General features: G+C 62.2%; 20 protein-coding genes. 14 read left to right on the top strand and 6 right to left on the bottom strand.

What is annotated here, in order from left to right; translation table 11 throughout:
- Positions 1-61: 61 nt before the first annotated feature.
- Together QD356_RS00925 and QD356_RS00920 are read right to left on the bottom strand one after the other, a co-directional pair.
- Positions 62-1,888: an SEC-C domain-containing protein gene (locus tag QD356_RS00925; protein ID WP_054555069.1), complete on the bottom strand. Its 1,827-nt coding sequence runs from the start codon at positions 1,886-1,888 to the stop codon at positions 62-64.
- Positions 1,889-2,043: 155 nt separating this feature from the next.
- Positions 2,044-2,982, bottom strand: a complete 939-nt coding sequence (locus tag QD356_RS00920) for a homocysteine S-methyltransferase family protein (RefSeq protein WP_225347630.1) — start codon at positions 2,980-2,982, stop codon at positions 2,044-2,046.
- A gap of 267 nt (positions 2,983-3,249) precedes the next feature.
- Here QD356_RS00920 and QD356_RS00915 point away from each other — a divergent pair, with 267 nt between their 5' ends.
- From QD356_RS00915 to QD356_RS00905, 3 genes are all read left to right on the top strand, one after another.
- The gene (locus QD356_RS00915; protein WP_043332458.1) at positions 3,250-5,157 is read left to right on the top strand and encodes a hypothetical protein; all 1,908 of its coding nucleotides are present in this window, start codon (positions 3,250-3,252) and stop codon (positions 5,155-5,157) included.
- Positions 5,158-5,226: 69 nt separating this feature from the next.
- Positions 5,227-7,401, top strand: coding sequence for a DNA topoisomerase III (locus tag QD356_RS00910; RefSeq protein WP_192838363.1), 2,175 nt, complete (start codon positions 5,227-5,229; stop codon positions 7,399-7,401).
- Between the two features lie 77 nt (positions 7,402-7,478).
- Complete coding sequence (locus tag QD356_RS00905; protein WP_225996466.1) at positions 7,479-8,525, top strand: 2-dehydropantoate 2-reductase; 1,047 nt, start codon at positions 7,479-7,481, stop codon at positions 8,523-8,525.
- Positions 8,526-8,756: 231 nt separating this feature from the next.
- On the opposite strand, the gene QD356_RS00900 is transcribed toward QD356_RS00905, so the two are convergent.
- Genes QD356_RS00900 through zwf form a run of 3 tightly spaced genes read right to left on the bottom strand, consistent with a single transcriptional unit; the run spans position 8,757 to position 11,660 of the window.
- Positions 8,757-9,419: a bifunctional 4-hydroxy-2-oxoglutarate aldolase/2-dehydro-3-deoxy-phosphogluconate aldolase gene (locus QD356_RS00900; RefSeq protein ID WP_043332465.1), complete on the bottom strand. Its 663-nt coding sequence runs from the start codon at positions 9,417-9,419 to the stop codon at positions 8,757-8,759.
- Between the two features lie 56 nt (positions 9,420-9,475).
- Positions 9,476-10,168 carry a 6-phosphogluconolactonase gene (pgl, locus tag QD356_RS00895; protein WP_054555072.1) on the bottom strand — a complete coding sequence of 231 codons (693 nt, stop codon included), beginning with the start codon at positions 10,166-10,168 and terminating at the stop codon, positions 9,476-9,478.
- A gap of 1 nt (position 10,169) precedes the next feature.
- Complete coding sequence (gene zwf / locus QD356_RS00890) at positions 10,170-11,660, bottom strand: glucose-6-phosphate dehydrogenase (RefSeq protein ID WP_043332469.1); 1,491 nt, start codon at positions 11,658-11,660, stop codon at positions 10,170-10,172.
- A gap of 390 nt (positions 11,661-12,050) precedes the next feature.
- On the opposite strand from zwf, the gene QD356_RS00885 reads away from it, so the two are divergent.
- From QD356_RS00885 to QD356_RS00860, 6 genes are all read left to right on the top strand, one after another.
- On the top strand, positions 12,051-12,908 hold the full coding sequence (locus tag QD356_RS00885) for a MurR/RpiR family transcriptional regulator (protein WP_043332471.1): 858 nt from the start codon (positions 12,051-12,053) through the stop codon (positions 12,906-12,908).
- Between the two features lie 220 nt (positions 12,909-13,128).
- On the top strand, positions 13,129-14,010 hold the full coding sequence (locus QD356_RS00880; protein WP_192838362.1) for a putative selenate ABC transporter substrate-binding protein: 882 nt from the start codon (positions 13,129-13,131) through the stop codon (positions 14,008-14,010).
- 4 nt (positions 14,011-14,014) lie between these two features.
- Entirely contained in the window at positions 14,015-14,743 is a 729-nt protein-coding gene (locus QD356_RS00875; RefSeq protein WP_192838361.1) for an ATP-binding cassette domain-containing protein, read from the top strand.
- On the top strand, positions 14,733-16,292 hold the full coding sequence (locus tag QD356_RS00870) for an ABC transporter permease (RefSeq protein ID WP_225996465.1): 1,560 nt from the start codon (positions 14,733-14,735) through the stop codon (positions 16,290-16,292). The genes QD356_RS00875 and QD356_RS00870 overlap by 11 nt, the downstream gene beginning before the upstream one ends.
- A gap of 72 nt (positions 16,293-16,364) precedes the next feature.
- Complete coding sequence (locus QD356_RS00865) at positions 16,365-17,642, top strand: cation diffusion facilitator family transporter (protein ID WP_192838360.1); 1,278 nt, start codon at positions 16,365-16,367, stop codon at positions 17,640-17,642.
- Between the two features lie 172 nt (positions 17,643-17,814).
- On the top strand, positions 17,815-18,117 hold the full coding sequence (locus tag QD356_RS00860; RefSeq protein ID WP_043332474.1) for a hypothetical protein: 303 nt from the start codon (positions 17,815-17,817) through the stop codon (positions 18,115-18,117).
- Positions 18,118-18,171: 54 nt separating this feature from the next.
- Here the strand turns inward: QD356_RS00860 and QD356_RS00855 are convergent, their stop codons facing one another.
- Entirely contained in the window at positions 18,172-18,654 is a 483-nt protein-coding gene (locus QD356_RS00855) for a pilin (RefSeq protein ID WP_192838359.1), read from the bottom strand.
- A gap of 571 nt (positions 18,655-19,225) precedes the next feature.
- Between QD356_RS00855 and pilB the strand changes: the two genes are divergently transcribed.
- The 5 genes from pilB to yacG all read left to right on the top strand — a co-directional run bounded on the left by pilB (position 19,226) and on the right by yacG (position 24,206).
- Positions 19,226-20,962, top strand: coding sequence for a type IV-A pilus assembly ATPase PilB (gene pilB / locus QD356_RS00850; protein WP_192838358.1), 1,737 nt, complete (start codon positions 19,226-19,228; stop codon positions 20,960-20,962).
- Positions 20,963-21,139: 177 nt separating this feature from the next.
- Complete coding sequence (locus tag QD356_RS00845) at positions 21,140-22,378, top strand: type II secretion system F family protein (RefSeq protein WP_192838357.1); 1,239 nt, start codon at positions 21,140-21,142, stop codon at positions 22,376-22,378.
- An 82-nt stretch (positions 22,379-22,460) separates the two neighbouring features.
- A complete protein-coding gene (locus QD356_RS00840; protein WP_279876558.1) occupies positions 22,461-23,321 on the top strand; it encodes an A24 family peptidase in 861 nt (286 codons plus the stop codon).
- Positions 23,318-23,968, top strand: coding sequence for a dephospho-CoA kinase (gene coaE / locus QD356_RS00835; RefSeq protein ID WP_192838356.1), 651 nt, complete (start codon positions 23,318-23,320; stop codon positions 23,966-23,968). The genes QD356_RS00840 and coaE overlap by 4 nt, the downstream gene beginning before the upstream one ends.
- Positions 23,961-24,206 carry a DNA gyrase inhibitor YacG gene (gene yacG / locus QD356_RS00830; RefSeq protein WP_043332481.1) on the top strand — a complete coding sequence of 82 codons (246 nt, stop codon included), beginning with the start codon at positions 23,961-23,963 and terminating at the stop codon, positions 24,204-24,206. Before coaE ends, yacG begins: the two co-directional genes overlap by 8 nt.
- Positions 24,207-24,239: the final 33 nt, after the last annotated feature.

The raw sequence follows: 24,239 nt of genomic DNA, 5'->3' as shown, positions 1-24,239 counted from the left end.
CCTCGTCACACGAGCGCTTGCGATCACTCGTCAGGCAGCATGAGCGGCCTTTGACACCGGCTCAGCGATGCTTGGCCAGCCAGGCAAGCGCGCCTTCGCTGCGCTTCCACTGGTCGCGCATCAGGGTGCGGTACTGCCAGGCCTCACCACGCGTGCCGGGTTCCGGCGCTTCCACCGCCAGACTCACCGGCCGCGGATGCTCCGCCAGCAGCAGGCTGATCAGATGCGAATTGGCTTCCCGCACGATCTCGAGTGCCTGCTCGGCGTCCTTGTCGCGCCCCAGTCGATAGAGCGCCAGCACCTGGCCCATCAGGATGCCCAACAGCGGCATTTCCTCATCGACGGCACGTCGCTCGATATCATGCTCGGCGAGGGTCACGGCCTCGTCGTTGCGGCCTTCGCGCAGTAGCTGATCCAGCACCAGCTCACGCAGGCCGAGGCTGTCTTCCTCGTCGAGCTTGAGCAGGCGCTCCGCCAGCTGGCGCGAACGCTCGCGCTCACCGCGCTCCATGCCGATCACCAGCCCCAGTCCACAGCGCAGCAACTGGGCGTTGTCGCCATCTTCCCAGCGCAACAGGCCGCCGGCCTGTTCGATCTGATCGAGCCAACGATCGAAGCGCTGTGCCAGCGGCACGAAGAAGGTGTCCGACATCCACGGCAGGCTACCGAAGCGACTGGCCAGCGCCAGGATCAGCCCCTGACACACCGCCGGAACGTCCAGCCATTCGGGGCTGGCGCACAGCTGCTGCAGCCACTCGTTGGGGTCCTGGACATCCCAGGGATCGATATCCAGCGCCAGCGCCGCCTCTTCCTCGATACGCGCCGGGAAGACCGCCTCCCAGAGCCCGAGTGTCACGGCCTGCTCCGCATTCTGACGGAACAGCAGACTGCCATCGTCCTGCGTTTCCAGCGCCAGACGCGGCGGATGCTCGATCACCTCGAACAGCGCCTGCAGGGCGGCCAGTGAATCCGACAGCGACTCATCGGAATTGACCATCTGCTCGGCGAGCGTGGCACGCGGGTTTTCGGCCAGATCCGCCAGGAATTCCAGCTGACCGGGCTCGATGTCCTTCTGCTTGGACAGGCGACGCCACCAGAAGCGCGCACGATCCTGCGCCTCTTCCGGCTGACCTTCGTGCAGCAGCAGCATGGCTTCGATATATGCCAGCGTCGGCGAATCGGGCAGCGTCTGCTGGGCACGAATGAAGGCGGCGCGCGCCGAGCCCAGATCATCGCTGTCCAGATGCAGCAGACACTGATGCTCCAGGGCGACGCCGCGCAGGAAGGCAGGGCCACGCTCCAGCACCTCATCGAGCAGCAGCGCCTTCTTGCGGGTGAAGCCGCGCTCCTGATAGAGATCCAGCAGCAGCTCGAAGCCAGGCTCGGCCTGCTCGGGCAGACGCGACCAGTCGCTGGTATCGAACAGCGCCTCCATGATCTGCTGAGCCCGACCACGATTGCCGCTCTCGGCGCTGATCAGCCCCGCTTCGAGCAGCGCCTGCGCCGGCGCGAGACCAGAGGCCAGCGCCGCCTTGAGCTGTTCCCCCTTGAACTCGCGCAGCGACAGCATCCACATCAGGTGATCCGGAATCGCCGGCAGCTGCACCTTGTCGCAGCACTGCTTGTACTTGCGACCCGAGTCACACCAGCAAGGCTCGTTGCGTCCGGGCGGTGCCAACGACTCGCGCGCGAAGTCGAGTCGCACCAGCGGAGTCTGGCTCCACAGCACCGGCGCCAGCGCTACCGCCAGCGCTTCGTCGCCACCGCTGTAGTTCACGCCCTCCGAATGCGCCCACTGCATGAAGGCAGGAAAGGATTCATCGGCGCGGATGGCATCAAGTGCCCCACTGGCGTAACTCAAGAGCCGTTCGACCCACTCGGCAAGCATGGCATCTCCCTAAAAAAGCGTTTCACAGCCCTGCAGGCACCGCATCCCGGTCGTCGCCTCGGCGTTCACCTCGGCGTTTCCTCAGGCGCGATGCCCGTCAGAACCTGCGAATCAAGGGGCGAAGTCTATCACGAGGAAGCCTCGCCCCTCATCGTTCACTCACTCAAGCGGCTGACGCAGCGATAACCTGCTGACCTGAGCTGTTCGGCCAGGCAGGCGATATGCGCCGGGCCCACCTCGCAGCAACCGCCGACGATACGAATGCCGGCATTGACCCACCCCAGCGCATGCGCCGCGTACTGCTTAGGCCCCAGGTCTTCGCGCGCCTTGAGGTCCTTGACGGTGCCGCCGGGGTTGAGCTCCGCGATGGAGGTGAAGCCATTGGCATAGGCACCGGTCGGCAGCGGGCTGGCCAGCAGATTTTCCAGACTACCCTGAATGGCTTCCGGCGCGCTGCAATTGATCAGGATCGCGTCCACGCCCATCGCTTGCAGCATGCTGATCGCGTCGGCCAGCGGCTCACCGCTGCGCAGGGTCGCGGTCAGATCATCCTTCACCGTCAGCGAGACCCACACCGGCAAGCCGCTCTCGAGTGCGGCGGTGGCAGCGGCGCGAGCCTCGACGCAGGAAGACAGCGCCTCACACAGCAGGACATCGACCAGCGGTGCCTGCAATTCCACCAGCCGGCGATAGCTGGCCAGGGATTCGTCAGCACTCGGCGCGACATCGGGGCGATAGGTGGCGACCAGCGGCGGCAGGCAGCCCGCCACGCGCACATCCGCCTCGCCACTCAGGGCGATGGCATCCCGCGCGGCCTTGCCAGCGGCGGCATGAATGGCCGCAATCGACTCGCCGACACCCGCCAGGCCCAGACGCTGCGGCGTGGCCGTGTAGGTATTGAGCGTGATGACGCGCGCGCCGGCACGAATGAAATCCAGGTGCAGGTCACGCACCAGCTCAGGCTGATCCAGCATCACCTGAGACGACCACAGCGGCGTCGGCTCACGACCGCTACGACGCACCAGTTCCTGGCCCATGCCGCCGTCCAGCAGCACGACTTCAGCCCCGTCACCTGCACCCTTTCCTGCTTCCAAGTCTCGTTCCACACAACCTCCAGAGCTTTTTGATGTCCTAGCGTGAGCCTGACGACCTGGCGAGACCCGCTGGCCAGTCAGTGGCGGGCGAAATTCTACCACGCTCGACCCGCTTGCGGCCCTTGCTCACTGGAGCCAAAAGGCTGCCCAATGCTACTGTTGACGACACCCTTTGCCCCGCGCTGCGCTCGAGGCTCGTGCTCACGAACCTCTCGGCAGCCCATGTCGCGCCAGATGCCCCACCCCGTTCAATCAAGGAAGCCTGCCTTGCTGTTGCCGAGCCCCTTTCGTCCCCGAGCCAACACTGCCAATGACGCGCCCCAGGTGCGTCTGGAGCGTGAGGGCCGCGACGAGATTCGCCGCATTACCCAGGCCGTGGAGCGTGTGCCCTGGTCGGTGAGCCTGATGCAGATCCTGTGGACCGCAGGCCCGGTGACGCTGATCGGCGCCTGGGGCGGCTATCTGCTCGGTTACGGCAAGGAACCGACCTTCGAGAACTACATCTTCTTCATCTCCTACACCGTCATCACCGGTGTGGCGGGCATCGTGGCCAATATCGCCCACAACCTGACCAGCTCACGGCGCTATGACCGCACCGAAGCCAAGATCGAACGCGTCATCGACACCGTGCCGGAGCTGATCCTCGCCACGCGCAATCTGATCGTCGAGAGCCTGGAAGGCGATGCCCGCCGGCGTGAAGCGGCAGCCATGCTGCTGCGCAAGCAGGATCTCGCGCCAGAGGGGGTCGAGCTGGCGGCGCTGGAGCTGCTCGATGACCGTGATGCCGCGCGCATCATCAGCCAGATCGACGTTTACCGTCGCGTGGGCCTGCATGCGCGTATCCGCGACATGAACAGCCTCAACCGCGAATGGCTCGAGCCCCAGTTCAATGAGCTGGCCGAGCTGGCCCCCGAGGCCATCGGCCTGCTGCGTGAGCGCTTCGAAGGGCGCGCGCCCGATCTGCACAGCGGCGTGCCGCGTGACGAGAACTTCATCGAGCGTGTGCTGGCGGCCATCGAGCAGGACAACGACCTGCTGATGACCCTGCAGGACGTGGAGGAGATGTTGATTCTGGCCTTCGAGCTGATCAGCGGGCGCAAGATTCCGCTGCTGACCTTCGAATACCGTGGCCGCTGGAAGCTGGCGCGCGCGCTGGACAACCTCGAGCATGCCCGCTCGCGTTATCGCATTCGTCAGGCCACCGGCCTGTCACGCCTCAAGGCGCTGACGGTCTATCTGGCCGAGCAGTCCGGCACCCTGGTGGAGGATGCCGCCTCCGGCCTGCGCGCCGAGGTACTGCTGGAGCGCTCCACCCAGGCGATGGACGCCCTTGCCGAACAGGTGACGCATCTGGCGATCGCGGTCAATGAAGGCGATCGTGAACACCGCGCCGCGCTGCGCTCGCGCGCCGACATCCTCACCAACGCCATCCGCCTCTACAAGACGGTGACCAATGCCTACGAGCAGGTCGGGCGCAGCCACGCCGTCTTCCTCAAGATGTCCAAGCGCTGGGAAAACATCGCCTCGCAGATGTCCGATGACGCCACCCGCCTGCGGGTCGGCCCGGGCCGCCGCGGTCTGCGCATCCAGGAAAAGACCATCGCGCTTGACGATGAAGCCAAGGCGGAAGTCTGCAAGCATCTGGCCGATCACTTGAACGAGAGCCGCATCAAGCGCGTCGACAGCGAGATCGCCTACCAGGCGCGCGAGACGGTGCTGCGCGTCGGTGTCGACAAGGCCAAGGCGATGGCGGTCGAGATCGCCCTCGCGCTGGAGCCCCACATACACCTGTCACGCCCGGCCGTGCAGCGCGCCATCAATGGCTCCAACGCCGCCTATTTCGGCCAGCTGGAGCCCAATCAGTCCGCGGCGGCCAAGGCGGCCCTGGGCAGCGCCATGGTGCGCGAGATCGATGATGACCTGTCGCGCACCGCCGAATCACTGGCCATCGCGCTGGTGCGCCACTACCGCGTCGAGCTGGAGCCGCTGGCCATCGAGTTCCTGCGCGATACCTTCGGCGCCCGTGAAGCGACGCTCAACATGCTCAGCAACTATCAGCCCGCCGACCACCACCCGGTCAGCTATCTGTCCAATCGCCCCCCGCTGATCCAGACCGCCAACCGCGACTGGTATCGTGCCCTCGTCCAGGCGCGTCGCGCGCTCGACGACGATTGATCCCCGCCTCGGGCCAACGGCATACTGTATGGATCATCATATCGACAGCCTTTGACCGCAGGATGCCCGATGCGCCTGATCATCGCCGAAAAGCCCAGCCTCGCCCGCGCCATTGCCGAGGCGCTGCCCGGACGCTCAAGCAAGCGCGACGGCTATATCGATGCCGGTGACACCCGTGTCACCTGGTGCATCGGCCACCTGCTGGAGCAGGCCCCGCCGGATGACTACGACGAGCGCTTCAAGCGCTGGTCGCTGGATCACCTGCCGATCATTCCCGAGCAATGGAAGCTCAAGCCGCGCAGCCAGGCGCGCGGTCAGCTCAAGACCATCCGCGAGCAGCTCAAGCTGGCCGATGAGGTCGTGCATGCCGGTGACCCTGATCGCGAAGGCCAGCTGCTGGTGCAGGAAGTGCTGGAGCACATGCGCTGGCGCGGACCGGTCAAACGCCTGCTGATCAGTGACATGAACCGCCCCGCCGTCAGCCGCGCCCTCAACAAGCTGGACGACAATCAGCGCTGGCAGCCGCTCTATGAAGCCGCGCTGGCGCGCCAGCGCGCCGACTGGCTGTATGGCATGAACCTGACTCGCGCCTGGACATTGACCGGGCGTCAGGCCGGCCACGACGGCGTGCTGTCAGTGGGACGCGTGCAGACGCCACTGCTGGGGCTGGTCGTGCGCCGTGACGAGGAAATCGAGGCCTTCGAGCCCCGCGCCTTCTTCCCGCTGTGGATAGAGGCTGGCGTGGCGGCGGGCAGCTTCAAGGCCTGGTGGCATGCGCCCAGCTCGCCCTGGCTGCAACGTCTGGCGGACAAGGGCACCCCGCTGCCACTGGATGACAAGGGGCGCCTGCTGGATAGCCGTCCCGCCGAGCGCCTCGCCCGCCATCTCGCGACCTTGACCACCCTCGGCGATGGCCATGTCGAAAGTGTCGAGGCCAGCGACAAGTCACAGCCCGCGCCGCTGCCCTATTCGCTCTCGGCGCTGCAGGTCGATGCTGCGCGCCGTTTTCGCCTGCCCGCCCAGAAGGTCCTCGACACCTGTCAGGCGCTTTACGAGCGTCATCAGCTGATCACCTATCCGCGCTCCGACTGCCGCTACCTGCCGCGCGAACATCACGCCGGCATGGCCAATCTGATGATCAGCGCCTGCGCGGGTGACCGCGAGCTTGAACGCTTCAGTGGCGGCGCCGATTTCAGCCTGCGCTCGCGCGCCTTCAATGACAGCAAGGTCAGCGCGCACCACGCCTTGGCGCCGACCGGACGCGAGCCGGACTATGCGCGCCTGTCGCGCGATGAAGCCAATCTCTACCGCATGATCACGCGCAACGTGCTGGCCCAGTTCTACCCGGCCTATCGCTATCGCGAGGTCAAGGTCGAGCTGCGCTTCGCCAAGGAGCCCTTCCGCGCCAGTGGCCGCAGCGTCATCGACGAGGGCTGGAAGGTGCTGTTCCAGCGCACTGTGGAGGCCAGCGAGGCAGCTGACAAAGATGTGGCTGACAAGAAGGCCTCTGCCAAGAACGCAGCCGCCGATGACAAGACCCCACCGCCGCTGCCCGCCCTGACGGAAGGCGAACCGGCCTGCGTGCTCAACTGTGGCATCGAGGAGAAAGAGACCCGCCCGCCGGAACCCTTCAATGACGCCAGCCTGATTCAGGCGATGATGAACATCGCACGCTACGTCGAGGATGAAGCGGTAAGGCGCACGCTGCGCGATGTGGATGGCCTGGGCACCGAGGCGACACGCGCCGGCATGCTCGAGACCCTGATCAATCGCGGCTATCTGGTGCGCGAAGGCCAGGCGATGCGCTCCACGCGTATCGGTCGCGCGCTGATTCATGCGCTGCCGCCCGCCGTGTCGCGCCCGGAGCGTACCGCACAGTGGGAGCAACGCCTGAGCATGATCCACGAGCAAGGCGACCCGGCGGCGCCCTTCTTGAGCGAATTGATCGTGGATCTGCGTGCGCTGCTCGCCGATAGCTCCGCCAGCCGCTTGAGCACGGCACTTGCCAGCGTCGGCGGTGCAACACCCGCGCCACGCAAGGGCGGCGGCAAGGGCGGTTCGCGCCGCAAGGCTTCGCCCTACAAGAAGCGCGCCTCTGGCAGCTCTTCGGGAAAGACTGCTTCAGGCAAGGCAGCTTCTGGCAGCACTGCTGGCAGCAATAAGGACGGCGCTTCTCATAAAAGTGCTTCAACCAGGAGTCCCCGCAAGCGAGCGACTGGGTCACGGCGCAAGACCGATAGCTGACAGCGGGTCAGGTGAAGTACAACCGGCCTTTCCCGCGCTCACGCACTGCTCTGCTCTCCCATGACAAGATGACGAATATGCACACAATGACTGATCCGGAAGACAACTGGCTGTGGATCATCGGCCCGGGGGCCATCGGGCGTCTGCTGGCGGCTTCGCTGATGGCAGCGCGCCAGCGAGAGCTGCGTGAGCGGGGGGCAACCGAGCTACCGCGTGTCCTGCTGCTGGGGCGTCAGGCAATGGCGGGGCAAGCGGTCGTACTCGACATGACCACGCCGGAATCGCTCATTGTTAGCGCAAGGATAAATCAATCAACAATTGACACACTGCAAGGCTCGTCATCCAGAAAGCCTTCTGCCATCTGGCTGACGACCAAGGCCCACGGCGTACCCGCCGTCTGGCAGCAACTGGCACCACATATCACGCCCGAGACTCCCGTGATCTGCTGGCAGAATGGCCTGAGCGCTCAGCCGTGGCTGGCCGAACGCCACGCCAACCTGCTATGCGCCAGCACCACCGAAGGCGCCTGGTTGCCCCCCGAGACTGGCGCAAACACGACGCCTGACGCTGGCTCAACAGCGGATGACCTCCAGCACCTTGGTGTGCAACACGCCGGGCGCGGCCACACCTGGCTGGGCGCATGGCAGAGTGGCGGTGACGGCGAGCCCGACAGCCAGTCCCACCAGGCCGCTCTCGTACAATGTGACTGGCTCAAGGCTGCAGGGTTTGCGTGCGAGCAGACACCGGACATCCAGACTCGCCTGTGGCACAAGCTGGCGATCAATGCGGCGATCAATCCCCTGGTGGCACGCTATCGCATTCGCAATGGCCAGCTGCGCGACCGGCCATTTGCCCCGATGGTGCGCCAGGCGGTCGAGGAGATCAGCACGGTACTGGATAGCGAAGGCATCTCTGCCCCAAGGGAAGGCTGGCAGGCGCTGGTCGAGCAGGTCATCCGTGCGACCGCCAACAATCGCGCCTCGATGCTGCAGGATGTGCTCGCCGGTCGCCCTACCGAGGTCGAGGCGATCCTTGGCCCATTGCGCAACACCGCCGCCCGACATGGGCTGGCCCTGCCCTTGCTGGATGACCTCTACTGTCAGCTGAGCACGCCGCAGCGCTGAAACCGGCAACACAACCATCCCAGCGACTCCAGCCAGACAAGTTAGCCTCGCCTCTCTCCCCAGATGACGCGCATAAAAAAGACCCGCCTCGCGAGAGACGGGTCACAAGCAACAGCCAAGCTGTCGAGAGAGAGCAGTACTGGCAACCTGTCAGCCTCAAGCACGACGGCGTGCATGACGTTGGCAGGCAACCGCTGGATCAGTGGCCAGCACTCATCCAGATATCAGGCTTCAGCGGTGGAAACGCTCTGAGGCTTCACGCGCCAGCTCGCGGATACCATCCCAGTCGCCCGCATCGATCAGTTTCTGCGGCGCGACCCAGCTACCACCGACACACATCACGTTCTTGAGCGCGAGGTAGTCAGCGGCGTTACTCAGGGAAATGCCGCCAGTCGGGCAGAAGCGAGCTTCACTGATCGGGCCACCGAAGGACTTGATCGCATTGACGCCGCCCGCGGCTTCCGCCGGGAAGAACTTGAAGCGACGGTAACCGTACTGCCAGCCCGTCATCAGCTCCGAGACGGTCGCGACACCCGGCAGCATCGGTACGCTGCTGGTCACGCCGTACTGGTACAGCGCTTCGGTGGTGCCCGGCGTGACGATGAAGTCGACGCCCAGCTCTTCCACCTGGCGATACTGTTCCGGCGTCAGCACGGTGCCGGCACCGATGCTGGCGTTGGGCAGCGCTTCACGCATCAGGCGGATGGCTTCCAGCGCACAGTCGGTACGCAGCGTGACTTCCAGTACGGTCAGGCCACCTTCGTAAAGGGCCTTGCCCAGCGGTACGGCGTCCTCGATGCGCTCGACGGCGATCACCGGCAGCACGGAGGCTTTCTGGCAGATGCTGTCGATCTCGGTGGTACGAGTCGACGGAAGCTGTTTTTCAAAGCTCATGGCGTTCTCCTTGTGCCGCGGCCAGCCTCCCTTGTGGCTCGCCGCGGCCGATGTGATCAGGGGGCCCAGTAAAGCGCCAGCGGCGCGGACAGGAAGGCACGAATCGGCAGTTCACTGACCGCCTCGACATCGCTCAGCGCGCGCGACAGCACGGCCTGCTTGTCGGTCCCCGTGAGATGAAGCACGGTACGACGCGTCTGGCGCAGACGCTCGAGAGACAGCGTGATACGCGCCTGCGGCACGCTGGGTGCACGCATCGGCACACAGCAATCCGCACTGGTCAGCGCTTCCTGCAGACGGTCACCATCCGGGAACAGCGAGGCCGTGTGGCCATCGCCACCCATGCCGAGAATCAGCGCGGAGGCCGGCCAGGGGAGCGCCGCGATGCGAGCACTCACTTCTGCGCAACCGTCTTCCGGCTCTGCCTCGGCGTTGGTCAGCGGATGGAAGGTGGCGGCACTGGCCGCGCCGCTCAGCAGGTGCTCACGCACGAAGCGTGCATTGCTGTCATCGGCGTCTTCGCTCACCCAACGCTCATCGGCGAGGGTGATATCGACCCGCGACCAGTCCAGCGGCTTGTCGCGCAGCGCGGCAAACAGCGGCTTGGGCGTGGAGCCGCCGGAAACCACCAGCAGCGCACGTGCTGACGGATCAACGTCGAGATCAGCACGCAAGGCGGCGGCCAGATACTCGGCGAGAGAGTGTGCGGTCTGTACGCGCGGGTCCTGCTCAGTCACGGTGGCGCTCATCTCAATACTCCTCATACCAGCTGCGACCATCGCGCGTGATCATCGCGATCGAGGAGACGGGCCCCCAGGAGCCGGCCGGATAACGGCGCGGCGTGGCGGCGCGGGATTCCCAACCATCGATGAGGGTATCGACCCAGCGCCAGGCGTGTTCGATCTCGTCACGACGCACGAACAAATACTGCTGGCCCTTGATGACCTCAAGCAGCAGACGTTCGTAAGCTTCCGGAATACGGCGCTTGGGGAAGGCGCTGTTGAAGTCGAGATCCAGCGGGCCCGGACGCAGACGCATGCCCTTGTCGAGACCAGAGTCCTTGGTCAGCACCTGCAGGGAGATGCCTTCGGACGGCTGAAGACGAATGATCAGCTTGTTGGCCGCCAGCGAGCGCTGGTCCGGATCGAAGATGTAGTGCGGCTGCTGACGGAAGTGGATCACGATCTGTGACAGCTTCTCCGGCATGCGCTTGCCGGTCCGCAGGTAGAACGGCACACCGGCCCAGCGCCAGTTGGAGACTTCGGTCTTGAAGGCCACGAAGGTCTCGGTCTGGGATTCGGTGTTGGCGCCCTCTTCCTCGAGATAGCCCGGCACGTGCTGGCCGTCGACGGCACCCGCGATGTACTGGCCACGCACCAGATCCGTGTTGAGACGCTCGCCGGTGATCGGGCGCAACGCCTTGAGCACCTTGACCTTCTCGTCACGAATGGCGTCCGCGTCCAGGTTGGACGGCGGATCCATCGCGATCAGACACAGCAGCTGCAGCAGGTGGTTCTGCACCATGTCACGCAGCTGACCGGCCTGATCGAAGTAGCCCCAGCGACCTTCGATGCCGACCTTCTCCGCCACGGTGATCTCGACGTGGGAAATCTGGTTCTGATTCCACTGATTGCCGAACATCGGATTGGCGAAACGCAGCGCGATCAGGTTCTGGACGGTTTCCTTGCCCAGATAGTGATCGATACGGTAGATCTGGGATTCGTGGAAGACGGCGCCGATCGCGTCGTTGACGACGCGCGAGCTCTCCAGATCAGAACCGATCGGCTTCTCGACCACGACACGCGAGTGCTCGTCGAGACAGCCCGCCGCCTGCAGATTGCTGCTGATGTCGCCGTAGATACGCGAGGGTACGGAAAGATAGATCATCAGCGGGCGCGGCGACGGCTTGCCCTTGGCATCCACACGCCAGTCGGCAATTGCGGAATAGCCTTCCACGGTACTGAAGTCCAGCGCCGCATAGCTGATGCGAGAGAGGAAGCGCTCGATGCATTCTTTCTCGAGGTGTTCCGGCTTGACGCGCTCCTTGAGCGCCGCCTGCACGGTGTCCTTGAAGGATTCGAGGCTGACATCCTGACGCGCCAGACCGATCAGGCGGGTTGCCTTCTCGAGCAGACCGTCACGGTCGAGGTGATAGAGGGCTGGATATAGCTTGCGCTTGGCGAGGTCGCCCAAGGCGCCGAACAGGGCAATATCCACGCCCGGAATGATGTCGGAACTCATGCCGCCGATTTCTCCCGTCGAAACTGCCCTGTATGCCGAAATGACCGACAAGGTGGGCGACTTCGAACCCGCTTCCTGGAAGGCTGCGCAGGCTGGCGCGGCGAGGAGAGGCTCGAATGACACACGGCACCGGGAAGGCGTTGGCGATACATGGCTGGTTATATTAACAACAAATGTAGCGATAACGCCGCTGTCACTCAAGACAATTCGCCCCACAAATAGGTAAACTTACCTAAAAGTGGTAGTCAGCGGCGCTTTCGCTTTCACCTCGTCCTTCGCGCCCCTGGATCAGCAAGTGACCCAAAGAGATGCTTGGCCTACCAGACGAGTGAGGCTAGGATGCCCAGATTACGTAGTTATTTCACTACACAATGGCAGGGTAACAGGCGAATGGCAGTACACGACCTCATCAATCGCATCCGTGAACGTCTCGACGAGCTCAATCGCTCCGAGCGCAAGGTCGCCGACGTCATTCTGGCGGACCCGGCTGCGGCCACCGGCATGAGCATCGCGGCGCTCGCTCAGGCCTCACTGGTCAGTGAGCCGACCGTCAACCGCTTCTGTCGCAACTTCGATGCCAAGGGCTTCCCCGACTTCAAGATCAAGCTGGCCCAGAGTCTGGCCGGCGGCACGCCCTATGTGTCACGCAGTGTCGATCAGAACGATGATGCCGCCGCCTATGGCGACAAGATTCTCGGCGCCACCGTGGCCGCGCTCGACGATGCCCGTCGCGCACTGGACCCCAGACGCATCGAGCGCGCCGTCGACTACCTGAGCCAAGCCAAGCAGATCTGCTTCTTCGGCCTTGGCGCCTCAGGTCCGGTCGCGGCGGATGCCCAGCACAAGTTCTTCCGCTTCAACCTGCCGGTCATGGCCTATGAAGATGTGCTCATGCAGCGCATGGTGGCCGCCGCCTGCCATACCGGCGACGTGATCGTCATCATCTCCTACACCGGGCGCACCCGCGAGCTGGTCGATATCGCCAAGCTCGCACGCAGCAATGGCGCCGCGGTACTGGGCATCACCGCACCGGACTCTCCGCTGGCGCGCGAGTGCACCGAAGTGCTGGAAGTCATGGCGCCGGAAGACACCGATATCTATATGCCGATGACCTCACGCATGATCCACCTGGCCCTGATCGACGTGCTGGCCACCGGCGTGACGCTGCGCCGCGGAGAAGACTTCCAGCAGCATCTCAAGAAGATCAAGGACAGCTTGAAGGACACCCGTTTCCCACCGGAGTCTTGAGCACTCGTCACCAAGTCATCAGCCCCAGCCACGGCAAATGAGCTCTTCCTGCGCAGCCATTCAACGCGCTACTGACTCTTCAGCGTCACTTGAGCGATCCTTCAGGCATGGCGCGGGGCTTGCACCCGCGTGATCAAGACACAACAATACGCGCCATACCCCCTGACATGCGGTGCTCGCCGCATGATGTCTCATGTCGTGAATGCTGAGGATGCTTCCCATGCGCTGGCTGGCCACTGCTGCTCTGACCCTGATTTCCGCCCTTCCCGTGACCATGAGTCTGGCTCAGGCCGAGACCTTCAAGTTCACGGCAATTCCAGATGAAGACGAGTCACGCCTGGTCGAGCGTTTCGACAAGGTCGCCGACTATCTGGAAGAGAAGCTGGGCGTCGATGTCGAGTATGTACCGGTCAAATCCTACAGCGCCGCCGTCAGCGCCTTCCGCAATGACCAGATCCAGATGGCCTGGTTCGGCGGCCTGACAGGCGTTCAGGCTCGTCAGATGGTGCCGGGCTCCGTCGCCATCGCCCAGGGCGTGGAAGACGCTGCCTTCCGCAGCTACTTCATCGCGCGTCGCGACCTCAAGCTGGCCGGCGATGCCGCCGAGCCGCTGGACGCCTTGCCCGACTCCGTCGAAGGCCACTCCTTCACCTTCGGCGCCAAGACCTCCACTTCAGGCCGCCTGATGCCGGAATACTATCTGCGCGAGCAGTTCCAGCAGGCGCCGGACGCCTTGTTCAGCCGCGTCGGTTTCTCCGGCGACCACTCACGCACCATCGCACTGGTCGCCGCCGGCACCTATGACGTGGGCGCGGTCAACTTCGCGGTGTGGGAAGCGGCAGTCAAGGACGGCAAGGTCGACCCGAGCAAGGTGCAGGTGCTGTGGCAGACGCCGGCCTACCCGGATTATCAGTGGACCATTCGTGGCGATGCCGACAGCCACTTCGGCGCGGACTTCACCGCCCATGTCACCACGGCCCTGCTGGACATGAAGGATCCGGACCTGCTCGAGAGCTTCCCGCGCTCCGGCTTCATTCCGTCCAGCAACGATGACTACGCGCCGATCAAGACCGTCGGTGAACAGCTCGGTCTGCTGCGCTGAGCTCATGACCCAGGAAACACCCTCTCCACTGCTGCACCTTTCGCAAGACCACCTCGGCCATGGCGCCGAGGTGGTCTTGCGTGACCTGGATATTCGCCTCCTGCCGGGCGAGCGCATCGCCCTGCTCGGTGCCAGTGGCGCAGGCAAGTCCACGCTGCTGGAAGCCCTGCGCGCCGCGCTGCAACAGCGCGACGTAGCGGCCGCCTGGTGCCCTCAACGCCAGGGACTGGTGCCGCAATTGTCGGTCTACCACAACATCTTCATGGGCCGGTTGGACCAGCACTCACGGCTGACCAACCTGCTCAATCTGCTGCGCCCGAAACCGGCTCACTGGCAGGCGGTCGCCACGCTGTGCGAACCGCTGGGTATCGCCGGCCTGATGGAGCGCTCCGTCGAGGCGCTTTCCGGCGGTCAGCGCCAGCGTGTCGCCATCGCACGCGCGCTCTATCAGGGCCATGATCTGTTCCTCGGTGACGAGCCCGTCGCAAGCGTGGACCCGCATCAGGCCAGCCAGTTGATCCAGCTGATTCACGCCCGCCACGCTACCAGCGTGGTAGCGCTTCATCAGCGCGAGTTGGCGCTCACTCACTTCACGCGCGTGATCGGGCTTGGCAAACAGGCTGACGGTCAGGGGCACGTGCTGCTGGATGTCGCGACCGACGGACTGACGCCCGGCGACCTGGATTTCCTGTACCCCGCTGCGGCGACCCGCGAGTCATCCGATGTCAGCTGACCCCTCCACCATGACGGCAGAGCTGCGCCATCCCCCTCGCTGGTGGCAGGCACGCAGTGACGGTGCGCGCCTGTTGCGCCTCGGTGGTGGTCTGGTCATCGCCATGCTGGTATTGGTGCCCTTCGCCGATCTCTCCGTTACCTCGCGCGACCCATGGCAGGAACTAGGCCGCATGCTGGCGGGTCTGGCGTCGCCGGCTCCCGGCGCGCTGGAATCCCCGCTGCACGCTCTGATCCTGACCATCGCCTTTGCGCTGTGGGGCACCCTGCTGGGCGCGCTGATCGGGCTGCCGCTGGCATTGGTCTATTCTCGCTCGCGTTTGCTACGGGGTGTCTGCGCCGGGCTGCGTGCGGTGCATGAGCTGTTCTGGGCGCTGCTGTTGCTGCAGGTGTTCGGGCTATCGGCCGCCACGGCGCTGGCGGCGATCACGATTCCCTATGCGGCGACCTTCGCCAAGGTCTATGCCGAGATTCTCGAACAACTGCCGCAGGCGCCGCTCAAGGCATTGCCCTATGCCAGCTCGCACGCGATGCGCTTTGTGTATGCTGAACTGCCGATGGCATGGCGACGCATGGCCAGCTACACCCGCTATCGCTTCGAATGCGGACTGCGCGCCAGTGTTCTGCTGGGTTTCGTCGGCTTGCCCACGCTGGGCTTCTATCTGGAAAGCGCCTTTCGAGAGGGCCGTTACGCCGAGGCGGGCGCTCTACTGTGGATCTTCTATCTGCTGATCGCCACGCTCCCATGGTGGGGGCACCGTCGGGTATTGCCGGTACTGGCCATCGCCAGCCTCTGGTGGCTGGGGCCATGGCCCGATGTCAGCCCGACCCTGCTGTGGCGCTTCATCAGCCATGACATCTGGCCGGCGCCGCTGGTCAATGCATCATTCGAGTCGCTGGTCTCGGGTAAGCTCGCGACAGGCCTGCTGCAGTGGGCAAGCCACCTGCCCGACCTGCTGCCCGCCATCGGCAATACCTTGCTGCTCGGCCTGCTGGGCACCGCCGGTAGTCTGCTGATCGCCATGCTGCTATGGCCGCTGGCCAGCCGCCATGTGGGCAACCGCCTCTCACAGCACTCGACCAACGGCCTGCTGATCTTCCTGCGTACCACGCCGGAGCTGATTCTGGCCTTCATCCTGCTGTTGCTGCTGGGGCCCTCGCTGCTGCCCGCCTGGCTGGCGCTGGCGCTGCACAACGGCGCAATCATCGCCTTCCTGTGTGCTCGCCATGCCAACCAGATTCAGCTGCCGCCCAGCCGCCCGCAGGGCAAGTTCGAATGCTGGCTCTATGAGCTCAACCCGCGTGTCGCTCCCGGCATGTTCGCGCTGCTGCTCTACCGCGCCGAGACCATCATTCGCGAGACGGCCATTCTCGGCATGCTGGGGGTGGTGACGCTGGGCTTCCATATCGACTCGAGCTTCGAATACCTGATGTTTGATCAGGCATTTGCCCTGCTGGTGCTCACCGCCATACTCAATATCGGCGTTGACAGCCTCGCGCGGCGCCTGCGCCCCAGCGGCGAGATCTCTGAAGACAGCTGCGTGCGCTGACTCCTGAGCCGCCTGCGCAGGAGTAGGCGCTGACTTCATGACGCACCCGACTCCCTTTGAGCGAGCCTTCCCATGCCTCAATCGTCACCCGCAGATGCTGCCAGCACGGCAAGCGCCAAGCGTGAAGCACAGCGCATCACCTTGATCGGCGCGGCGCTGGATGGCGTGCTGGGTGTCGCGAAGCTTGTCATCGGCAAGCTGGTCGGCTCGCAGGCACTGATCGCCGATGGCATCCACTCCCTGTCAGACCTCGTGACGGATGCCTTCGTGTTGGTGGCGACTCACTACGGCCGCCAGGCACCGGATCGCTCACATCCGTGGGGGCATGAGCGCATAGAGACGCTCGGCACTCTCGTACTCGGCAGTCTGCTGCTGGCCGTGGCGGGCGCCATTGGCTGGGAAGGCATCCTGCGCAGCTGGGAGCTGATGTTCGGCTCGCTGACCATTCCGCTACCCGGCGCGCTGGGCATCGGCATCGCGATCATCTCGCTGCTCGGCAAGGAAGGTATCTTTCGCGCCACGCTCAAGATCGCGCGCAAGCAGAAATCCAAGCTACTGGAGGCCAATGCCTGGCACTCGCGCAGTGATGCGCTCTCCACCGTGGCGGTGCTGATAGGTCTGATCGGCACCCAGCTGGGAGCCAGCTGGCTGGATGGCATCGCGGCGGTCGTCGTTGGCGTGATGGTAGGCAAGATCGGCGCCTCATTGGCCTGGGAGGCCTCACGCGAACTGATCGACACCGCCTTGCCACGTGAACAACAACACGCCATGCGTGAGTGCTTGCTGTCACTGCCGGAGGTGCGTGGTGCCCATGACTTGCGCAGCCGCACGCTGGCCGGCCGTATCGTGCTGGAAGTCCACCTGCTGGTCGCGCCACGCATCAGCGTCTCGGAAGGCCATGCCATCGGCCATCACGCCGTGGCTCGTCTCAAGACCGAATTCCCTCAGCTCAGTGATGTGCTCTATCACATCGACCCCGAAGATGACTCGCATCTCGGCCAGGCGCAGCCCACGCTGAAGCAGCCCCTGCCCCTGCGCAGCGACATCATCGCCGCACTCGAGGAATGCTGGCAGCAGTCACCTCTCTGGCAGGCGCGCAGCGGCCTCACCCTGCATTACGTCAATCATGCCACCACATCTGCTGACACCGACTCGCCAGCCCCGCATGTGGATATCCTGCTGGAGCTGCCAGGTTGTGCTACGCAAGCCGCCTCGGAAACGGCTCTGCAATGTAACCACGACGCTGACTCACGCAACACATCAATCGCCGAGATGGAACGCCTCGCAGCGGGCCTTGAGTGGTTTGGCAAGCTGGAGATTGGTGTGATGTCACATATCCATCAGCGCTGACGTGTGGGTTACACTGCAGGCAAAGGCAGGCATGGTTTCATGAACTTCAGAGGCAGGCTTGGGTTGCCCCCTCATCGCTCAAGAGCGTTCAAGAGAGCTCAAGTCAAAGCCATCTAGACCAGAATTCACCCTCGAACTCAAAGACAGACATCCACCAGACAAGGAGCACGCCATGAGCAACGCATCCGGCGAAATGCACAAGACACGTATCATCAGTGAGCTTAAAGGCTTCATCCGCAAGCTGCTGCAAGACCCGAAGATTCTCGAGCAGTCCCTGGTCGTGGCGCGAGCGCGCCTCAAGGAAGGGGCAGAACAAGGAAAGAATGAGCAAGCGGTGCTGGCTATCATCGCCAACGAGATTTCTGATACCACCAGCATCCATATCCCGGAAGATCCGGCGGAGCACTCCGATGCAGACAAGCTGTTCCTGGAGCTGCTGAAGGATGTGGTCGAGGAAGAAGAAGCGCTTTATTGAGTTCAATAAAAAACCGCCCCGAAGGGCGGTTTTTTATTGAACGTGAGAATTGAGTTAGCAACCAGTCGGTGCCAAATTAGCCGGCACATTTGTTGTTGAGCAAGTCCAGCTACCGCTGGTTTCACGAGTCCATGTAAGCAATGCACCAGCTGAGGTCAAAACGGGAGCAGCATTGTTGCCAAAGGTTGCAACAATAGTAGTTCCTGTAGTTAGCGGATCGCTCACAACTGGCACACCAGTGCCTGTCGGGAGAGTCGCAATAGCAGGAGCTGCATTACCACCAGTTACGATAAGATTAGAACCAGTCGCACCGGGGTCACAATCACCCGCTGTTACACCGATATCAGTTCTTCCATTAAGAATACATTCTTCAACTGCTGTCTTGAGTGTCCCCGCTTCACTCATCACTCGCGAAACTTGAGATCTAGCGACATAATCCTGATAACGCGGAATAGCGATGGCCGCCAAGATGCCGATAATCGCCACAACGATCATCAGCTCGATCAGTGTGAAACCAGATTGTTGCTTGCGTGTCATGGTGTGACTCCCTTGCATTTGCGTAGTGAGATCAGGTCGTACGTCCTGAAACCCCGGTTACCTTCCCTGACCAGCAGGATGTTACAGAAGAATGTCAGTATGGGCGTTTGATTCTAATATTCCCAACAACATCTTCATCAGCATAACATCTTGATATCACGGGGTGTCGACCGGACGGGACGAGTGATACCACAGCCACAGTTCAGGTGCCATTGCCATGACGCAAGACGCTTGCTTGGCGGCGCTGACGGCTGCTTGGTTGTTACAATAGATTACACTCAGTGACATTGCAAGCAACGAACACAAAAACTTTGTGATCGGGATTCAGGCGCTCTTCAACGTTACTCCCGACCCAACAGCGTTTGGCTAGCTCCCTCCACAAACCCTATCCCCTTCTTAAGTCATGAATGCGCCATTCCTAGCGCTGGGCAATCCAGCTACACTCTTCTGCAAGACGATGTTTGTAATACGATGGCTTGCCGCTCCATAGTTCGCGCACAGCGCATCAGTGCCTGCTTCACGTGTGAAGCAGTCGAGTAGGCCCATTGGCAACTGCAACAGGAAGAGTGTCATGCCCCAGTCAGAACACACGCTAAAAGGATTTGCCGCCCGACTGGTCGACTCTGGCCTGCTCGAACCACAGGCGGCACAGCTGGCTGAACAGGAAGCCAATGAAGCAGGGGAAAGCTTATTACTGCATATCATCGCGCACGGCCTGGTACCGGCACGTGACGCGACATTGGCAGCGGCCTGGGAATATGGCCTGCCGTATGTGGATCTCGATGCCATTCGTATCGACTCGCTGCCTTCCATTGATGAACTTCCCGAGAAGGTCCTGCGCAAGCTGGGCGTCCTGCCTCTCTATCGCCGTGAGCATCGCTTGACCGTCGGTGTGCCCTCCCCATCGACGCTCACAAACCTTGATGAACTGCAATTTGCCACCGGCTTGTCGATCGAGAGTGTATTGGTCGCCGCCGACCAGCTGACGCCGGCATTGGAGCAATATCTGGAAGCCGGCGAAGAAAGCGCCATGGACATGCTGAGCGAAGATGGCGAAGCCCTCGATGGGCTGGATTTCGAAGGCGAAGAAGATAACAACAACGATCTGGCCATTACAGCCAGCAGTGATGATGCGCCAGTGGTGCGCTTCGTTCACAAGGTACTGCTGGATGCCATCAAGCGTGGCGCCTCGGATATCCACTTCGAGCCCTACGAATCCACCTATCGCATTCGTTTTCGTATCGATGGCATGTTGGTCGAGAATACCCGCCCGCCCTTCAATATGCGCAACCGGATCTCGGCGCGCCTGAAAGTCATGTCGCGCATGGATATTTCCGAGCGCCGTTTACCGCAGGATGGTGCGATCAAACTACGCCTGTCCAAGTCTCGCTCCATTGACTTCCGCGTCAACACACTACCCACCGTGTATGGCGAGAAGCTGGTGCTGCGTATCCTCGACCCCAGTTCGGCCAAGATGGGCATCGAGGCGCTAGGCTTCGAACCCGAGCAGCGCGCCATGTTCGAGAAGACGCTGGATCAGCCACAGGGCATGATTCTGGTCACAGGCCCGACCGGTAGCGGTAAGACCGTGACGCTCTACACCGGCCTGAATATCCTCAATACACCGGAGCGCAATATCTCGACGGCGGAAGACCCGGTCGAGCTCAAGGTAGAAGGCGTCAATCAGGTCAACGTACTGCCCAAGATCGGCCTGGACTTCGCCTCGGCCCTGCGCGCCTTCCTGCGCCAGGATCCCGATGTGGTGATGGTGGGGGAAATTCGTGACAAGGAAACCGCCGAAATTGCCGTCAAGGCGGCACAGACAGGTCACCTGGTACTTTCTACCTTGCACACCAACTCGGCGCCCGAGACACTGACACGCCTTAGCAACATGGGGATTGCCCCCTTCAACATCGCGAGTTCCGTCTCGTTGATCATCGCCCAGCGCCTTGCTCGCCGCCTGTGTACCCACTGCCGCCAGCCGGCGGAGATTCCGCCCGAGGCGATGGCCTCGATGGGCTTCAGTGAAGACAATGGCTTCAGTGCAGCAGAACTCGAGGCCGCAACCATATTCCGCCCCGTCGGTTGCAGCCAGTGCACGCTGGGTTACAAGGGGCGAGTCGGCATCTATGAAGTCATGCCGATCTCGGATGAGATGAGCCGCTTGATCATGCGTGAGGGCACCGCCATCGAGCTGGCAGACCAGGCGCGCAAGGAAGGGCTTTCAGACCTGAGGCGTAGCGGCTTGCGCAAGGTGATGTCGGGCATGACCTCGCTGGAAGAAGTCAATCGCATCACCAAGGACTGAGTCACTGCAGACAGGTCGAGCATAGAGTGATCGCATATGGTGTCTGGTAACTATCAATACGCCAGATAGCTGACTTTTGCTCAGTCATCAGGCACATTGAAGACAAGATGACCCAGGCATTGATCACGGCTCGATCTTCAATGCCTGCTCCCCATTTATCAGGGAACGATAACTGACATGGCAACTCCCAGAACCGCCAAAAAAGACCAGAAAAAAGCAGGCATAGAAATCTGGCAATGGTCGGGCAAGAACTCGCGCGGCGAAAACGTCAAGGGCGAGCTGATGTCGGCCAACGTCGATCAGGTCAAGAGCACGCTGACCAGCCAAGGTATCGTAGTCAAGCGCCTGCGCCAGAAGTCCTCCCTGTTTGGCGGCAGCAAAAAGGTCAGCGGCAAGGATGTCACCATGTTCGCCCGTCAGATGGCGACCATGATCCGTGCTGGCGTACCGGTGCTTCAGGCATTTGGCATCGTGGCTGAAAGCATGAAGAGCCCAGGCATGCGTCATCTGGTCGAAGACATGATGAATCAGGTGGGAGCAGGTGCCAGCTTTTCGGAAGCCTTGCGAAAACACCCTCAGCATTTTGATAGTTTGTTTACAAATCTGGTTGCAGCAGGTGAGCAAGCGGGTGCATTGGACAAGATGCTTGACCGTGTTGCTACCTATAAAGAAAAAATTGATTCTCTCAAGGCACGAGTAAAGAAGGCCCTTTATTACCCAGCCGCAGTAATATGTGTTGGCTTTGGTGTGACTGCTATTCTATTGATAAAAGTAGTCCCGCAGTTTGAGACTCTTTTCAATGGCTTCGGTGCCGAATTACCTGCCTTTACTCAGTTGACTATAACCATGTCCGAATATGCCCAAAGTTACTGGTATGTAGCTTTAGGAGCAGTGATATTGACTGGCATCTTGATTGCACAAGCAATGAAGCGCTCAGATAAATTTGCGTATGCCATGCATCGCTTCATGCTCAAGGTGCCCGTGCTCGGTGACATCCTGGACAAATCGTCCGTTGCTCGCTATTCACGCACATTGGCAACCACATTTCAGGCCGGTGTGCCGTTGATTGAATCACTTGATACAGCAGCGGGTGCCACTGGAAGCAAGGTCTATGAGCGCGCCATTGCCCAGATCAAGGAAGATGTTTCTACCGGACAGCAGCTGAACTTTGCCATGCGTAACACTCAGCTGTTCCCGACACTGGCAGTACAGATGGTGGCGATTGGTGAAGAATCGGGCTCATTGGATGCCATGCTCAACAAGGTGGCGGATTTCTACGAAGAAGACGTCGACAACAAGGTAGATGCCCTGACCTCATTGTTGGAGCCCTTTATCATCGTGGTATTGGGTACTCTTGTCGGCGGCTTGGTCGTCTCTATGTATCTACCCATCTTTGAAATGGGTAATGTTATATAACCATTAAACAAAGTTAATTTTTGGAGACATGGCCGCGCTACTTTTGGGGCGCGGCCATGTCATTTACTGACAAGGAAGACTCGTGGACTCATTCGCCCAACTTTCCCCCACACTGCAGGCCTGCCTGGCCGGTATATTCGGTTTGCTGGTCGGTAGCTTTCTGAATGTCGTCATCACTCGCCTACCCGTGATGATGATGCGCCAATGGCGCGCCGAGGCCCGCGAGGCATTGGAGCTGGAAGCCGAAGACACACCGCGCTTCAATCTGCTGGTGCCAGCATCACGCTGCCCGGGCTGTGACACGCCGATCAAGTGGCACGACAACCTGCCCATCCTCGGTTGGCTGAAACGACGTGGCCGCTGCGCCAGCTGCAATACGCGTATCAGCGCGCAGTACCCGCTGGTGGAACTTGCCGGTGGCGCGCTCGGCGCGTCCATCGCGTTGATCTACGGCCTGGAGGCACAGAGCCTGTGGATCTTCGGTGCCTGTCTGACCCTGCTGGTGCTGTCAGTCATCGACTTCCGCACCCAGTTGCTGCCAGATGCCATCACCCTGCCACTGCTGTGGGCAGGCCTCGCCTATCAGTTGCTGTTCCAGCCTCTGATGCTGCCCAGTGCTGTCATCGGCGCGATGGCGGGCTATCTGGTGCTGTGGAGCTTCTACTGGCTATTCAAGCTGGTCACCGGCAAGGAAGGCATGGGCTACGGTGACTTCAAGCTGCTCGCCGCGCTGGGTGCCTGGCTCGGCTGGCAGTGGTTGCCGCTGCTGCTGATTCTGTCCGCCGGTCTCGGGGCCATTCTGGGCATCCTGCTGCAACTGCTGGTACCGCGTCTGCGCGGCGCACCGATGCCCTTCGGACCTTACCTGGCGGTTGCCGGCTGGATCGCCCTGCTGTTTGGTACGCCCTTGATGAGCCTCTACCTGAGCGTGATCGGCGCATGACGACGACTTCTTTACCCCAAGGCCCCATCATCGGTGTCACCGGCGGCATCGGCAGCGGCAAATCGAGCGTCGCGCGGCTGTTCGGCGAGCTGGGCATCCAGTGGGTGGATGCCGATGATGTCTCGCGCGAGATCGTGCGCCCCGGCGAAACCGCACTGGCCGAGATCATCGCATACTTTGGCGAATCGATCGTCACGGCGCAGGGCGAGCTTGACCGCGCCGCGCTACGTGAGCGGATCTTTGCTGCCCCCGAGGAGCGCCAGTGGCTGGAGCGCTGCACCCATCCGCGTATCCGGGAGCGGATCATGCAGCACCTGGCAGCCATGACCAGTCCCTATCGCCTGCTGGTCTCTCCGCTGTTGTTCGAGTCCGGCCAGGACAGCCTCGTCTCACGCACCCTGGTGGTGGATGTCAGCCAGGATATCCAGCTGGCGCGCACGCTGAGCCGCGATGGTGTCAGCGAAGCGCAGGTACGCGCCATTCTTGCGGCCCAACTGCCGCGCGAGACACGACTGGCCAAGGCCGACGATGTCATCGACAATGACGGAAGCCAGGCGCATCTTCGTGAACAGGTAGTGGCCATGGATGCCTACTATCGATCACTGAGCGCCCCCCATACACCGTTTCAGGACACCCCTCATGTCTGATGCCACCGCTTCCCACAATGGCAAGACACCATTGACCGTCGCTTGCCCGCAATGCCGTACCGACGTGGTATGGAGTGCCGCCAGCGAATTTCGTCCCTTCTGCAGCAAGCGCTGCCAACTGCTCGATCTTGGCGCCTGGGCTGACGAATCCCACAGCATCGCCGGTGAGCCCGCCATGGATGAAACCAGCATCGACGAGATGGTGGCGCGCATGGAGCGCGACATGCATCAGCAGTAGCGCTCGAGAGAGCCCTGCTGGTTCAGATTGATG

The sequence above is a fragment of the Cobetia sp. 2AS genome, from assembly GCF_029846355.1.
Classification (GTDB): domain Bacteria; phylum Pseudomonadota; class Gammaproteobacteria; order Pseudomonadales; family Halomonadaceae; genus Cobetia; species Cobetia amphilecti.
The sequence above is the reverse complement of the archived record's forward strand: the minus strand, read 5'-3'. Positions and strand labels throughout refer to the sequence as shown.